Source organism: Micropruina sp. (genome assembly GCF_047606665.1).
In the GTDB taxonomy this organism is placed as follows: Bacteria; Actinomycetota; Actinomycetes; order Propionibacteriales; family Propionibacteriaceae; genus Micropruina.
Genome location: NZ_JASGEF010000063.1, coordinates 56,464 through 69,506 on the forward strand (window position 1 = coordinate 56,464; position 13,043 = coordinate 69,506).

Here is a 13,043-nt window from a genome sequence, read left to right on the forward strand (position 1 = left end):
AATTTGCGGTGTGGCAGCATGTCTCCATGCCCACCGCCAGCGCCAGCAGACCGATGTACGAGGTCATCGAGGAGTGGCTGGTCGAACAGTGCGAGACCCTCGGGCCGGGAGGCAATCTGCCCAGTGAGGTGGCAGTCGCCGAGCGCTTCGGCGCCAGCCGGATGACGGCTCGCCGCGCGTTTCAGAACCTGGCCGAGAAGGGGCTGATCGAGAGGCATCGACGCATCGGAAGCCGGGTGCGGCCCGCGCCGCTGCATCGGCAGGACTCGGTGCTGCGTCCGCTCACCGACGAGATGCGCCGCCGCGGCCTCACGCCCACATCGCGCTTGATCCATGCCGGGCTCGGCCCGAATCCACTCGCCGCTCAGCAACTCGGGCTCCCGGCGACCGAGTGGGTGCTCACCATTCAACGCCTGCGCTTCGCCGACGGCACACCGGTCGCGCTGGAGACCGCGTGCCTTCCGAACGACTTCGCCGACGTTCTGGAGGAAGACCTCGAGCAGGGGTCGCTGCACGCGGCACTTGCTCATCTCGGCCGGACGCCGGCCCGCGCCACCGGTCACGTCACCGCCCGGCTGGCCACCGATGAGGAAGCCGACCTCCTGGAACTCGATCCGCCCGCGGCCCTGTTGGTCGAGTCCCGGCTGATCGTCGACAGCACCGGCCGGCGCGTGGAGAGCACCCAATCGGCATACGTCGGCTCGCGCTGGGTGCTGGACACGGGCGCATACGGCGCCCCGAGCTCTCTCACGTCGCCGGCATAGACCGCTCTGTCCACCCGCTGCCGACCAGTGGCCAGGCGCACCTTCCGGACTAGAGTGGCCGAGTGAACACCCGTGCGCATGCGCAGGGCCGGCCGGTTCTGATCACCAAGGCGCGCCGGGCCCGATCGCTGGACGCCGACGCACGCAACAAGCGGTATCTGCTGACCATGGCCGTCCGGGTCGCCTGCTTCCTGGGCGGCGTGATGTCACCGACGCCGTGGAACTGGGTGCTGTTCATCGGCGCGGCAGTGATTCCGCCGATCGCGGTGGCCCTGGCCAATGCGGTCGACCTGCGCCGCGGTCCGGACGCCCCCGACGAGGACGAACCAGCCACCCGCAAACAGCTGACCGCGGGCGGCGTGGTGCCCGGATCGGTGGAGGACGACTGAGGTGCCGAAGCTGGGCACGATGGGCGAGGCCCCCCAAGGCCGTCGGCTGTGGCTGCGCTGGGCGGTGATGGGTGTCGCGGTGATCTGCCTGGCGGTCGCCTTCGTCAACCTGGGCCGCTGGCAGCTCGACCGGCTGCAGCAGCGCCGCGACAACAACGGGGTCGTCGTCGCCCATGAGAACGCCGCCGTCGTCGACTGGCAGACGGTGTTCAACCATCCGATCACCGACGCCGACCAATGGCAGCGGGTCAGCGTCCGCGGCACCTTCGACGCCGAGCATTCCTACGTCGTCCGCTATCGCAGCAACGGCGAGCAGACCGGCTGGGAGATCGTGACGCCGCTGCGGACGCCGCACGGCAACGTGCTGGTCAGCAGGGGTTTCGCCGCGCGTCCCGCGAGCGAGGACTTCCCGACCACCGCCCCGGCGCCGCCCGCGGGCGAGGTGACCGTGATCGGCTATGTGCGGCGCGACGAGCAGGGCGCCTCCAACGCGACCGTCCCCATCGACGGGCAGATGCGGCTGATCAACTCCGAGGCGGTCGCCGGCACTCTGCCGTATCCCCTGGTCGACGGCTATATCGGGGCGACCGAGATGACCCCGGCAGCCACCGACGGACTGGTGCCGGTGAGCCCGCCGGACCTGACCGAGGGCAACCATTTCTCCTACGCCCTGCAGTGGTTCGCGTTCGCGATCATCGCCGGCGTCGGCCTGGTGGTGCTGATCCGCTCCGACCTGCGGGATCGCCGCAAGGCGAAGCAGGCCCCAGCCAACTGACGCTTACGTAAGGCAACCCATACGCAAGGATAATGACATATCCTTGCGTATGGATTCCTTTACGAAAGGATATCGTCCATGGGAGCACCTCGACATGCCGATGCACGCGGCTCGTCCTGGCCCGCCCCGACGTGGGAGACACACCCCTGGCACGATTCGTGGCGCGACTACGAGGCCGCGGTGGTTCCGCCTATCGCGACGCTCGACGTCTGCGAGGTGCTGGACGCGGCCACGGCGGCACGAGTGGGTGCCGCTCAACAGGCCATCGTCGACTTCGACAGGGAGTTGACCGAGGAGTTCGGCGCCCGCGAGTCGGGCACCACCAACACCGTGCTGCTCCGCTCGGAAGCAGCCTCCTCATCCCAGATCGAGCACCTCACGGTGTCGGCGAAACAGCTGGCCCTGGCCGAAGTAGGCGCGGCACGCAGCGTGAATGCCGGAATCGTTCAAGCCAACGTCACCGCCATGACGGACGCCACCGCGGTCGAAGGCGGCCTCGACACCTCCGTCGCCACTCAGATGCACCAGCAATTGCTTGGCGACACCGGACTGCACATCGGGCTCCGGCACGAACAGGTGTGGATCGGCACCTCGGGATCCAGCCCGCTGGGCGCAGAGTTCGTCGCACCGCACCACAGCCACGTCGAGGAGAACCTCGACGACCTGTGGCGGTTCCTGGCCGAGCCAGCACGACTGCCACTGGCTCAGATCGCCGTCGGGCATGCCCAATTCGAGACGATCCATCCCTTCGTCGACGGCAATGGGCGCGTCGGACGGGCGCTGGTGCATCGCTATCTGCGACACGTGGGGCTCACCACACACGTCACCGTCCCCATCTCGGCGGGCCTGTTGGCTGCCACGGGCAGCTACGTGGCGGCTCTGACGGAATATCGCAAAGGCAATCCCCTGCCTATCGTCATCGAGTTCGCCCGAGCCTCCCGCGACGCCGCGGCCATCGGTCGCGAGATGCTCGCCGGACTTCGCGCCGTGCGGGACTCGTGGAATACCAGAATCACCGCACGCTCCGACTCAGTGGCATGGAAGATCGCCGACAACCTGGTCGGCCACCCTGCTGTCGCGGCAGACATCGCCGCCCAACAGCATGGGGTCTCGCCCCAGGCAGCGCGCACCGCCATCGGTCACCTCGTCGACGTCGGTGTGCTGAAGCGAGCCTCCACCGGACGCCGCAACCAGGTGTGGGTCGCCGAAGAGATCACTTCCTGCTACGACCGGATCGCGGTGCTCATCGGCCGACGCACGATCTACTGAGTCGGCTCGGACCGCACGAGAGGCTTAGAGAGAGGGCTTAGGGTGCAGGCATGGATCTGGGACTGAGCGACCGGGTGTACCTGGTCACCGCGGGAAGCGCCGGTTTGGGCCGGGCAACCGCCGATCAGCTGGTGGCCGAGGGCGCCCGCGTGGTGCTGGTGGCCAGGCGCGCCGACGTCCTGGACGACGCGGTCGCCGACCTGGGCAGTGCGAATGCCGTCGCGTTGGCGGCCGATCTGGCCGAGCCGGGCACCGCCCAAGCGGCCGCCGACGTGGCGCTGCGCACCTTCGGACGACTCGACGGTGCCCTGATCAGCGTGGGTGGGCCGCCGCCCGGAACCGTGCTGGCCAACTCGGACGAGCAATGGCTCGCGGCCTTCGACTCGGTGTTTCTGGCCGCTTTGCGGACCGTCCGGGCAGTGCTCGCCACCGCCACCGGGCCGGCGGCGATCGGCCTGGTGCTGTCCACCTCGGTGAAGGTGCCGATTCCCTCCCTGGCCATCTCGAACGGGCTGCGTCCGGGGCTGGCGATGTTGATCAAGCAGCTCGCCGACGAGATCGGCCCGGACGGCAACCGGGTGTTCGGCCTGATGCCGGGCACGGTCCTGACCGAACGGATCCGGTTCCTGCACGGGCAGAGCGCCGACCCGGCCGCCGCCCGCGCCGACGCCGAATCCCGGATTCCCCTGCGCCGGCTGGGCGATCCGGCCGAGTTCGGACGCGTGGCCGCCTTCCTGCTGTCGCCGGCCGCGTCCTATCTGACCGGATCGGTGATCGCCGTCGACGGCGGCGCGCTGCGCGCACTGTGAGCCTGCACGTCGCGCACCACCTGTTGGCCTGCCCGCACTGCGGCCGGGAGCTGGTGCCGCTGGAGCAGCGCTGGGCCTGCGACGCCGGGCACTCGTTCGATGTCGCCAGACAGGGCTACCTGAACCTGGCGAACGGTCCCGAACCTGCCAACGCCGACACCACGGCCATGCTGGACGCCCGCGCCCGCGTCCAGGCGGCGGGATTGTTCGACTTCCTCAGCCGCGGGCTGGACGGAGCGGTGCCGTACACCGGCGTCCAGACCGTTCTGGAGGTCGGGGCCGGCACCGGGCACTACCTGGCGCAGCTCATCGAGGCCCGCCCACCGGCCCGCGGGTTGGCCCTCGACGTGTCCCGCGCGGCCGCCCGGCGCGCGGCCAAGGCGTATCACCGGGTCGCGTCCGTGGTCGCGGACGTCTGGCGCGGCCTACCGGTGCGGGAGGCGTCCATCGACGTGCTGCTGTGCATCTTCGCGCCACGCAACCCGGTCGAGTTCGCCCGCGTGCTGCGTCCCGGCGGCCGGGCGATCGTGGTCACCCCGGCAGCCGCCCACCTGGCCGAGCTGCGGCAGCGCTACGGGCTCCTCGGCATCGAAGACGACAAGCGGGAACGCCTGTTGGAGCGGATGGCACCCCACCTCGTCCACGAGCACACCACCACCCTGAAGCAGACCGGCACGCTGAGCGCCGAGGTGCTGGACGACCTGATCCGGATGGGCCCGAACGCCCATCACGACCCGCCCCGTCCGACCGCGCCGGAAGAGGTCCGGCTGGCCATCGACCTCACCGTGTTCCGGGCGCCTCCCGGAAGTCGCGCGGCGAAGCCGTAGACTGCCCGTCCGTGACGTCCGCCTGGCCCAATTCCCGTACATCGACCCTGCTCAACGAGTTCATCGGCGGAATCGACGGGCTCCTGCTGGAGGCGCAGGCGCTGCGCCGGGCCATCCACGCAGACCCCTACATCGGCGGCTTCGAGCAACCCACCGCCGACCTGCTGCAGGCCGCGCTGGAGCGTCCGACGACGCCGGTGGCCAGTACCGGCTTCTGGACCCGGGTCGGTCCGGACGGCCCCTCCGTCGCGCTGCGCGCCGAATTGGACGCCCTGCCGATCGTCGAGGACACCGGGGTCGGCTGGGCGTCCACCGGTGGCGCGATGCACGCCTGCGGACACGACGTCCACATGGCGGCGGTCTGGGCGGTGCTGCGGACCGCCGAGGGGATGAACCTGCCGGCCGGCCTGGTCGGCATCTACCAGCCCCGCGAGGAGTGCAATCCCTCCGGCGCCCCGGACGTGCTCAGCAGTGGCTTGCTGCAGGCCCAGGACGTCCGCTCGGTGATCGGCGCCCACGTCCAGCCGCGGGTGCCGTCCGGGCTGGTCAGCACCGGTATCGGCGGCGTCAACGCGGCCGCGGACGCCTTCGACATCGTGATCCGCGGGCACGGCGGGCACGGCGCCTACCCGCACGTCACGATCGACCCGGTACCGATCCTGGCCAGCCTCGCATCCGGCCTCTACGAACTGGTCGGACGCCTGATCGACCCGACCCACGAGGCGCTGATCAGCATCGGCCGGATCGAGGCCGGCGCGACCCACAACATCATTCCGGACTCGGCGAAGCTGCAGGGCATCATCCGCACCATGCACGAATCGGACCGCCGGCTGCTGCACGCCGAGATCCGCCGGTTCGCCGAGCACACCGCCGCGGCGCGCGGCGCGACCGCCGAGGTCACCCTGCTGCGCGGCGACCCGGTGCTGGCCAACGACCACGACCTGGTGGTCGGCCTCGATCCGCTGCTGCAGGCCGCCGGGCTCCCCGTCGCCGACCAGCCGTTCCGGTCCTTGGGTGCCGACGACTTCAGTCATTTCGGCCAGCACGTGCCGATCGTGATGATGTTCGTCGGCACCGGCGAGGAGGCCGGCACCCGGCACGATATCGGGCTGCATCACGCCCGCTACCTGCCCGGCGAGGACACCATCCGGACCGTCGCCGTGGCACTGGCCGCCGGCTATCTCGCCGGCGCCCATCTGGCCGGCACACTCTGAGCCCGATCCACCGGTCCAGTCGCGGACGATCGAGAGGGCGGCGAAACACCCGCCTGTGCCCAGTACCCGCGTACACCCACTACGCCAGCGAGATCAGGTCGGCGTACTCGGGATTCCAGAGGTCTTCGTCGCCGTCGGGCAGCAGCACCACCCGGTCGGGTTCTAGGGCCTCCACCGCACCCTCGTCGTGGGTGACCAGGACGATCGCGCCGGCGAACGAGTGGATCGCGGCCAGCACCTCGGCCCGGGACGCCGGATCGAGGTTGTTGGTCGGCTCGTCCAGCAGCAGCACGTTGGCTGCCGAGACCACCAGCATGGCCAGCGCCAGCCGGGTCTTCTCACCACCCGACAGCACCCGGGCCGGCTTGTCCACGTCGTCGCCGGTGAACAGGAACGAGCCCAGGATCTTACGGGCATCGGTCGGCGTCATGTCGTCCGGCGCCGCGGTCATCATGTTCTCCAGCACGCTGCGGGATACGTCCAGGGTCTCGTGCTCCTGCGCGTAGTAGCCCAGCCGCAACCCATGCCCCGGCCGCACCTCCCCGGTATCGGACGCCTCCAGCCCAGCCAGAATCCGCAGCAGGGTGGTCTTGCCAGCACCGTTCAGGCCCAAGATCACCACCCGAGAACCCTTGTCGATAGCCAGACTGACATCGGTGAACACCTCCAGCGACCCGTACGACTTGGACAAATCCGCACCGCGCAACGGCACCTTGCCGCACGGCGCCGGGGTAGGGAACCGGATCTTCGCCACCCGGTCGGACGCCCGCTCGCCCTCGACGGATGCCAGCAGCTTCTGCGCCCGCCTGGCCATGTTCTGCGCCGCCACCGCCTTGGTCGCCTTGGCCCGCATCTTGTCGGCCTGGGCCAGCAGTTGCTCCGCCTTGCGCTCGGCGTTCGCCCGTTCCCGCTTGCGGCGCTTCTCGTCGGTCTCGCGTTGCAGCAGGTAGCGCTTCCAGTCCATCGCGTACTGGTCGAGCTCGGCTCGGTTGGCGTCCAGGTGGAACACCTTGGTGACGATCGCCTCCAGCAGCCCGACATCGTGCGAGATCAGGATCACGCCGCCGGGGTAGGCCTTGAGGAAGTCCCGCAGCCAGACGATCGAGTCGGCGTCCAGGTGGTTGGTGGGCTCGTCGAGCAGCAGGTTGTCGGCACCGGAGAACAGGATCCGGGCCAGTTCCACCCGGCGCCGCTGGCCACCCGACAACGTCCGCAGCGGCTGGCCCAGCACCCGGTCGGGCAGGCCCAGGTTGGCGGCGATCCGGGCCGCCTCCGAATCCGCGGCGTACCCGCCGGCCGCCGCCAACTCGGCCTCGGCCCGGGAGTAGGAGCGCATCGCGGCGTCCTGGGCGTCGCCGGCCTCGGTCGCCATCTCCACCGAGTACCGGGTGAGACGGTTCAGGATCGAGTCCAGGCCGCGGGCGGACAGGATGCGGTCCTTGGCCAGGGTGTCCAGGTCACCGGTGCGCGGATCCTGCGGCAGGTAGCCGATCTGCCCGGAGCGGGTGATCTGCCCGGCTGCCGGCAGCGCCTCTCCGGCCAGGATCTTGGTCAGCGTGGTCTTGCCGGCGCCGTTGCGTCCGACCAGCCCCACCTTGTCGCCGGGCGAGACCTGGAACGACGCCGGCGACAGCAACAGCCTGGCACCCGCCCGGACTTCGACTTCTCTCGCGACCAGCACGAGCGGCCACTCTACCGTCCGGAGGCAGGGGTTCCGGACCGGTCGTTGAGAGCCGAACGACAGCCGAGACGCCGCCCGCGATGCAGCACTCCTGCACCGCGGGCGGCGTCTGTTCGGGTGCCGGCCGGCGCCCGGATCAGCCCTTGGCCGCGACGATCTTTTCGGCTGCCGCCTTGATGTCGTCGGCCTGCTTCTGGGCCGCCGCGAGGGTGTAGACGGTGCCGGAGCCGATCGGCAGGGCGAGGCCCGCCTTGGTGGCCTGCAGCGCCTTGAAGGACGCCGCGTCGAGCACCGTCTGGGTGACGTCGGGCACCGTGCCGGTGAAGGCCGTTTCATAGAGCAGCGCGTCCTGCTTGCCGAGGTCGGGCAGGTTCTCCAGCGCCAGTGCGGTGACGAAGCGCTGCGGGTTGTCGGTGTAGGTGGGGTTGTAACCGAAACCGGCCGCATTCAATCGGCGGTAGGTGAGCGACTTGGAGGTATTGACCCACAGACCGTCCTCCGAGCCGCTGAACGCAGTCACCTGCAGCTTGCCGAGGACGTCGCCGTGCTTGGTCTTCACCTCGGCCAACTGCTTGTCGATCGCCGCATTGCGGGTCTCGAAGTCGGTGGACTTGGCGACCAGGTCGGCCACAGTCGGGTAGTTGTCCCACACGTCGGTGGGCTCGGCGATCTTCAGGATGACCGTCGGGGCCACCTCGGACAGTTCGTCATAGTCGATCTTCAGGCCGCTGTTGTCCATCCCGATGATCAGGTCGGGCTTGGCCGCGATCACCTTCTGGATGTCCACGCCCTCGTAGGTTCCGACCGTGGGCACGTCCTTCACTTTCGCGTATACGTCGGCGCCCAGCTCGCTCTCCAGAAGTTCACCCTCGAGAGCGGCCACCGGGACGACGCCGAGGTCGGCGAGCTCGCTGCCGACCCGCCACAGGGCCAGCACCCGCTGCGGGTTCGTCGGAATCTCCACCTGCTTGCCGGTGAACGTGGATGTCACCGTCCGAGTGGCTGCGGCGGCAGTACTCAGGTCGGTGGCGGACGGGCTCGCGGCGGTGTTGCTGCCGCAGGCGGCCATGGCGAACGCCGCGACGGCGGCGACCGTCCAGCGCAGGGCTCGGGTGAGCATCGATGGGTCCCTTTCGTGATTACACATTTAGATAAGGCGAGGCTAGCCTAAATAGCATGGCAGCCCACCACCGGCGTCCGAGGGGTCGGACGTACCGCATGCTGGCTGTCACCTTGGTACTGTTTTCGCTTGTCACTGCGGCTTTCGCCGCGAGCCTGCTGGTGGGAGCCCGCGCTGTCTCACTCTCCGAGATCCTGGCCGGGCTTCTGGGTCGGACCGATTCGGCGGATGCCCTGGTGATCGCCAGCCAGCGGCTGCCGCGCACCATGATCGGCTTGGCGGCCGGCGTGGCACTGGGTGCGGCCGGCGCCCTGATGCAGGGCCACACCCGCAACCCGCTCGCTGAACCCGGCCTGTTCGGCGTCAACGCCGGCGCGGCGCTGGGTGTGGCGCTGCTGGTGTACCTGTTCGGGGTGAACGCACCGCTGGCGCTCCCGGTGGCGGCGCTGCTCGGCGCGGCGATTGCGACCACGCTGATCTTCCTGTCCGGCCTGGGCCAGTTGCGCGGCGCGGCACTGGTGATGCTCGCCGTGATCGGCACGACGGTCAGCCAGCTTCTCGGGTCTCTCACCTCGGCCCTGGTGCTGCTCGACAAGCAGACCCTGGACACGCTGCGGTTCTGGCAGGTCGGCTCGCTGCAGAACCGTGACGTCCAGCTGCTCTGGCTGCTGCTGGTGCTGGTGGCGGCGGGCCTGGTGCTCGCCCTGGCGAACGCGTTCGCGGTGAACTCACTGTCGCTGGGTGAGGACACCGCCCGGGCGCTGGGCACCCGCGTGGCCGCCGCCCGTGTCACCGGCATCGTAGCCATCACCCTGCTGGCCGGCGCGGCCACCGCGCTGTGCGGGCCGATCGCCTTCGTCGGTCTCGTCGCACCACATCTGGCGAGGCTGTTCAGCGGGCACGACTACCGCTGGCTGATCCCGCAGGCAGCGCTCGCCGGCGGCGCGCTGCTGCTGTTCGCCGACACCCTGGGGCGGGTGATGGCGCCGCCCGGAGAACTGCAAGTGGGGGTGGTGATGGCTCTGCTCGGTGGCCCCGTGCTGGTAGCCATCACCAGGCGTCGACGGTTGGTGGCGCTGTGATCACGACCCTGCCCGCCCGCACCGGGACACCGCCGACCGCACCCCGGCGTCACGGCATCACCATCGGAGGCATCGGCCTGCTGGTGCGCCGGCGCGGCATCGTGGCCCTGCTCGGCTGCCTGCTGGTGCTGACGGCGCTGACCGTCGTGGCATTGACGACCGGCGCCCTCGACCTGCCGCTGGAGCGGGTGCTGGCCGCTCTGCGCGGCCAGGGCACCCGGATCGAGAACCTGGTGGTGATCGATCACCGGCTGGTCCGGATGCTGCTCGGCGCCCTGGTCGGCTTCGCGCTGGGCTGCGCGGGAGCACTGACCCAGACGATCACCCGCAACCCGATCGCCACCCCCGACATTCTCGGTGTCACCGCCGGCGCGGGGGCGGCGGCGGTGCTGCTGCTCACCAACGCCGCCTGGGCCCAATCCGCCTTCGGCATCGACGCCCGCGCCCTGCTCGGCCCGGCCAGCATCGTCGGCGGACTGCTTGCCACCGCCGTGATCCTGACCACCGCCTGGCGCGGCGGCTTCGACGGCTACCGGCCGATCCTGGTCGGCCTCGGCTTCAACGCGCTGCTGATCGCCGCCACCTCCTGGATGCTGACCCGCGCCTCGATCGAAGAAGCGTCCATCGCCACCCGCTGGCTGATCGGTTCGCTCGAGGGCTCCGAAGCGTCCGATCTGCTCGTGCTGGGCCCGCTGCTCGTCGTCGCCTCCCTCGCCTGCGTGGTGCTGGCGCCCATGCTGGGGACGCTGCGGTTGGGTCGCGATGTCGCCACCGCCCTGGGCACCCGGACGGCCGCCGTCGAGACGTCCGCCCTGGTCATCGCGGTGTTGATCGTGTCTGCCGCGACCGCGACGGCCGGCCCGATCGGGTTCGTCGCTTTCGTCGCCCCCCAGGCCGCGCTGCGGCTGTTCGGCACGGCAGGGCCGCCGCCGCTGGCAGCCGGCCTGGTCGGCGCGGTGTTGCTGCTCGGCTCAGACCTGGTGGCCGAGCGGCTTCCGGTCTCGCTGCCGGTCGGCATCGTCACCACCATCGTCGGCGCCCCGGCACTGCTATGGTTCATGGCCGGCAGGCTGAGGAGATCGAGTGTCTGAGCACCCCCAACCGGAACCGTCCCCGCTGGCATTGCGCGGCGTTCGGGCCGGCTACGGCGAGCGCACCGTCCTGCACGGCATCGACCTGGGGGTCGTCCCGCACGGCGTGACCAGCGTGATCGGCCCGAACGGGTGCGGCAAATCCACGATGGTCCGCACCATGGGCAGGCTGCTGCGACCCACCGCGGGCGACGTGCTGGTCGACGGGCGTCCGATTCGCACCCTGTCGACGCGGGACGTGGCGCGCCGGATCGCGGTGCTGCCGCAGTCCCCGCTGGCGCCCGAGGTGCTGACGGTGGCCGATCTGGCCGCCCGCGGCCGGCAACCGCACCAGCCCTGGTACCGGCAGTGGTCGACCGACGACGAACAGATCGTCGACGGCGCGCTGCGGCTCACTCAACTCACCGGCCTGGCCGACCGGCCGCTGGAGGAGCTCTCCGGCGGGCAACGACAGCGGGCCTGGCTGGCGATGGTGCTGGCGCAGCAGACGCCTGTCATTCTGCTCGACGAGCCCACCACGCACCTCGACCTGGCGCACGCCGTCGAGGTGCTCGAACTGGTGCACCGATTGGCCGCCTTGGAGGGCAAGACGGTGCTGTTGGTGCTGCACGACCTGGGGCTGGCGGCTCGCTACAGCGACCGGCTGGTGGTGATGAAGCAGGGCCGAATCGTCACCCAGGGCAGCCCGTCCGAGGTGCTCGACGACCGATTGCTGGCCGACGTCTTCGGCCTGGCCGCGCACGTCTTCCCCGATCCGGTGGACGGACTGCCCACGGTGGTACCGGCCCGGACGCCGACAGCTCCAGCGCTCAGATCGGCGCGACCAGCGGCGGGCGGTCAGGACTGATCGCGCCCGCGACTCGCTGGAACACTCGGCTCAGGGTCGGCGCTCGGCGTTGGCCCGTTCCCGCTTGCGACTTCTCGTCGGTCTCGCGCTGCAGCAGGTGGCGCTTCAAGTCCATCGCGTGCTGGTCGAGCTCGGCCCAGTTGCCATCCAGGTGGTTGGTGGGCTCATCGAGTGCAGGGATCTTGCGGAGCCGCCCTCTCCGGTCCGCCCGGCAGCGTGGTGACCTAGGTGCCCGGTCAGGACAATCCGGACAGCGGCGGACGGTCGGGATTGATGGTCCGGGTGACCCGTTCGAAGACGGCCCCCAGCACCGCACGCTCGTCCTCGGTCATCAGGTCGAGGAAGTTCGCACGAACGGTGCGCACGTGACCTGGCGCGGCTGCGCGGATGCGGGCCAGGCCCTCGGCGGTGATCGAGACCACGGTGCCCCGGCCATCGTCGGCGGCACGGCTCCGGGTCACCAGGCCGCGACTCTCCATCCGGCGCAATTGGTGGGCCAGCCGGCTGCTCCCCCAGCCGATCCACTCTCGCAGCCGGCCCACCCGGACACCGTCGCTACTGCCTTCGCTCAGGCCCACCAGCACCGCGTAGTCGGCGTGGGACAGCCCGCTGCCCGCCAGATCGGCCGAAATCACCCGGTCCAGATCCTGTTGGGCCAGGATGAAGTGCTGCCACAGGGCAAGCTCGTCCTGGCTCAGCCAGCGCACCTCATCCACAGCCGTGATCGTAGGCCACTGGGCCCCGCATTCCCCAGTGCCATTCCGGCGGCCGGGCCGGTCGCGGTGCCCTGATCATCTCTCCTTGACCGGACGCCCGCGGCGAGGCAACGGTCCGGCGTCCCGCGGCGAGCGTCCGGCCCGCTTCAGGGAAGCCCGCAGCAGCATCTCGATATGGGCGTTCAGCGAGCGGAGATCGTCGGCAGCCCACCGGGCGAGCGCCTCGTGGACAGCCGGGTCCAGCCGCAGCAGGACGGGCTTTCGCTCGGTCCGTCTGCGGCTGGCCGCCGACGCGGTGTCGTCGATCTGCTCGGACATCGCCTCAGCTGTACAGCGTTCCGGTGTTCACCACGGGTGTCGCCGAGGTGGAACCGCAGAGCACCACCAGCAGGTTGGAGACCATGGCCGCCTTGCGCTTCCTCGTCGAGCACCACCACGTCCTGCATCTCCAGCTGCCGC

At 70.2% G+C, this 13,043-nt stretch carries 14 protein-coding genes; 10 read left to right on the plus strand and 4 right to left on the minus strand.

What is annotated here, in order from left to right; all coding sequences use genetic code 11:
• The first annotated feature begins 26 nt into the window (after positions 1 to 26).
• The 7 genes from QM619_RS14970 (at position 27) to QM619_RS15000 (ending at position 6,047) form a co-directional block, all read left to right on the plus strand.
• Positions 27 to 764 carry a GntR family transcriptional regulator gene (locus QM619_RS14970; protein WP_415110404.1) on the plus strand — a complete coding sequence of 246 codons (738 nt, stop codon included), beginning with the start codon at positions 27 to 29 and terminating at the stop codon, positions 762 to 764.
• Between the two features lie 62 nt (positions 765 to 826).
• On the plus strand, positions 827 to 1,153 hold the full coding sequence (locus QM619_RS14975; RefSeq protein ID WP_415110407.1) for a DUF3099 domain-containing protein: 327 nt from the start codon (positions 827 to 829) through the stop codon (positions 1,151 to 1,153).
• Position 1,154: 1 nt separating this feature from the next.
• Positions 1,155 to 1,928: an SURF1 family protein gene (locus tag QM619_RS14980; RefSeq protein ID WP_415110410.1), complete on the plus strand. Its 774-nt coding sequence runs from the start codon at positions 1,155 to 1,157 to the stop codon at positions 1,926 to 1,928.
• 78 nt (positions 1,929 to 2,006) lie between these two features.
• Positions 2,007 to 3,197 (plus strand): Fic family protein, encoded by a 1,191-nt coding sequence (locus tag QM619_RS14985; protein ID WP_415110413.1) that lies wholly within the window; start codon positions 2,007 to 2,009, stop codon positions 3,195 to 3,197.
• A gap of 50 nt (positions 3,198 to 3,247) precedes the next feature.
• Positions 3,248 to 4,006: an SDR family oxidoreductase gene (locus QM619_RS14990; RefSeq protein ID WP_415110416.1), complete on the plus strand. Its 759-nt coding sequence runs from the start codon at positions 3,248 to 3,250 to the stop codon at positions 4,004 to 4,006.
• Complete coding sequence (locus QM619_RS14995; RefSeq protein WP_415110419.1) at positions 4,003 to 4,833, plus strand: putative RNA methyltransferase; 831 nt, start codon at positions 4,003 to 4,005, stop codon at positions 4,831 to 4,833. The genes QM619_RS14990 and QM619_RS14995 overlap by 4 nt, the downstream gene beginning before the upstream one ends.
• Positions 4,834 to 4,844: 11 nt before the next feature.
• Positions 4,845 to 6,047 carry a M20 metallopeptidase family protein gene (locus QM619_RS15000; RefSeq protein ID WP_415110422.1) on the plus strand — a complete coding sequence of 401 codons (1,203 nt, stop codon included), beginning with the start codon at positions 4,845 to 4,847 and terminating at the stop codon, positions 6,045 to 6,047.
• Positions 6,048 to 6,126: 79 nt separating this feature from the next.
• On the opposite strand, the gene QM619_RS15005 is transcribed toward QM619_RS15000, so the two are convergent.
• Together QM619_RS15005 and QM619_RS15010 are read right to left on the minus strand one after the other, a co-directional pair.
• A complete protein-coding gene (locus tag QM619_RS15005; RefSeq protein ID WP_415110425.1) occupies positions 6,127 to 7,728 on the minus strand; it encodes an ABC-F family ATP-binding cassette domain-containing protein in 1,602 nt (533 codons plus the stop codon).
• 136 nt (positions 7,729 to 7,864) lie between these two features.
• On the minus strand, positions 7,865 to 8,848 hold the full coding sequence (locus QM619_RS15010; protein ID WP_415110428.1) for an ABC transporter substrate-binding protein: 984 nt from the start codon (positions 8,846 to 8,848) through the stop codon (positions 7,865 to 7,867).
• Positions 8,849 to 8,904: 56 nt separating this feature from the next.
• On the opposite strand from QM619_RS15010, the gene QM619_RS15015 reads away from it, so the two are divergent.
• The 3 genes from QM619_RS15015 to QM619_RS15025 are packed head-to-tail and all read left to right on the plus strand — an operon-like array spanning position 8,905 to position 11,868.
• Positions 8,905 to 9,930, plus strand: a complete 1,026-nt coding sequence (locus tag QM619_RS15015; RefSeq protein WP_415110431.1) for a FecCD family ABC transporter permease — start codon at positions 8,905 to 8,907, stop codon at positions 9,928 to 9,930.
• Positions 9,927 to 11,021: a FecCD family ABC transporter permease gene (locus QM619_RS15020; RefSeq protein ID WP_415110434.1), complete on the plus strand. Its 1,095-nt coding sequence runs from the start codon at positions 9,927 to 9,929 to the stop codon at positions 11,019 to 11,021. Before QM619_RS15015 ends, QM619_RS15020 begins: the two co-directional genes overlap by 4 nt.
• Positions 11,014 to 11,868, plus strand: coding sequence for an ABC transporter ATP-binding protein (locus tag QM619_RS15025; protein WP_415110437.1), 855 nt, complete (start codon positions 11,014 to 11,016; stop codon positions 11,866 to 11,868). Before QM619_RS15020 ends, QM619_RS15025 begins: the two co-directional genes overlap by 8 nt.
• Positions 11,869 to 12,104: 236 nt before the next feature.
• Here the strand turns inward: QM619_RS15025 and QM619_RS15030 are convergent, their stop codons facing one another.
• Both QM619_RS15030 and QM619_RS15035 read right to left on the minus strand, forming a co-directional pair.
• On the minus strand, positions 12,105 to 12,584 hold the full coding sequence (locus QM619_RS15030; protein ID WP_415110440.1) for a MarR family winged helix-turn-helix transcriptional regulator: 480 nt from the start codon (positions 12,582 to 12,584) through the stop codon (positions 12,105 to 12,107).
• 75 nt (positions 12,585 to 12,659) lie between these two features.
• Entirely contained in the window at positions 12,660 to 12,902 is a 243-nt protein-coding gene (locus QM619_RS15035; protein WP_415110443.1) for a hypothetical protein, read from the minus strand.
• Positions 12,903 to 13,043: the final 141 nt, after the last annotated feature.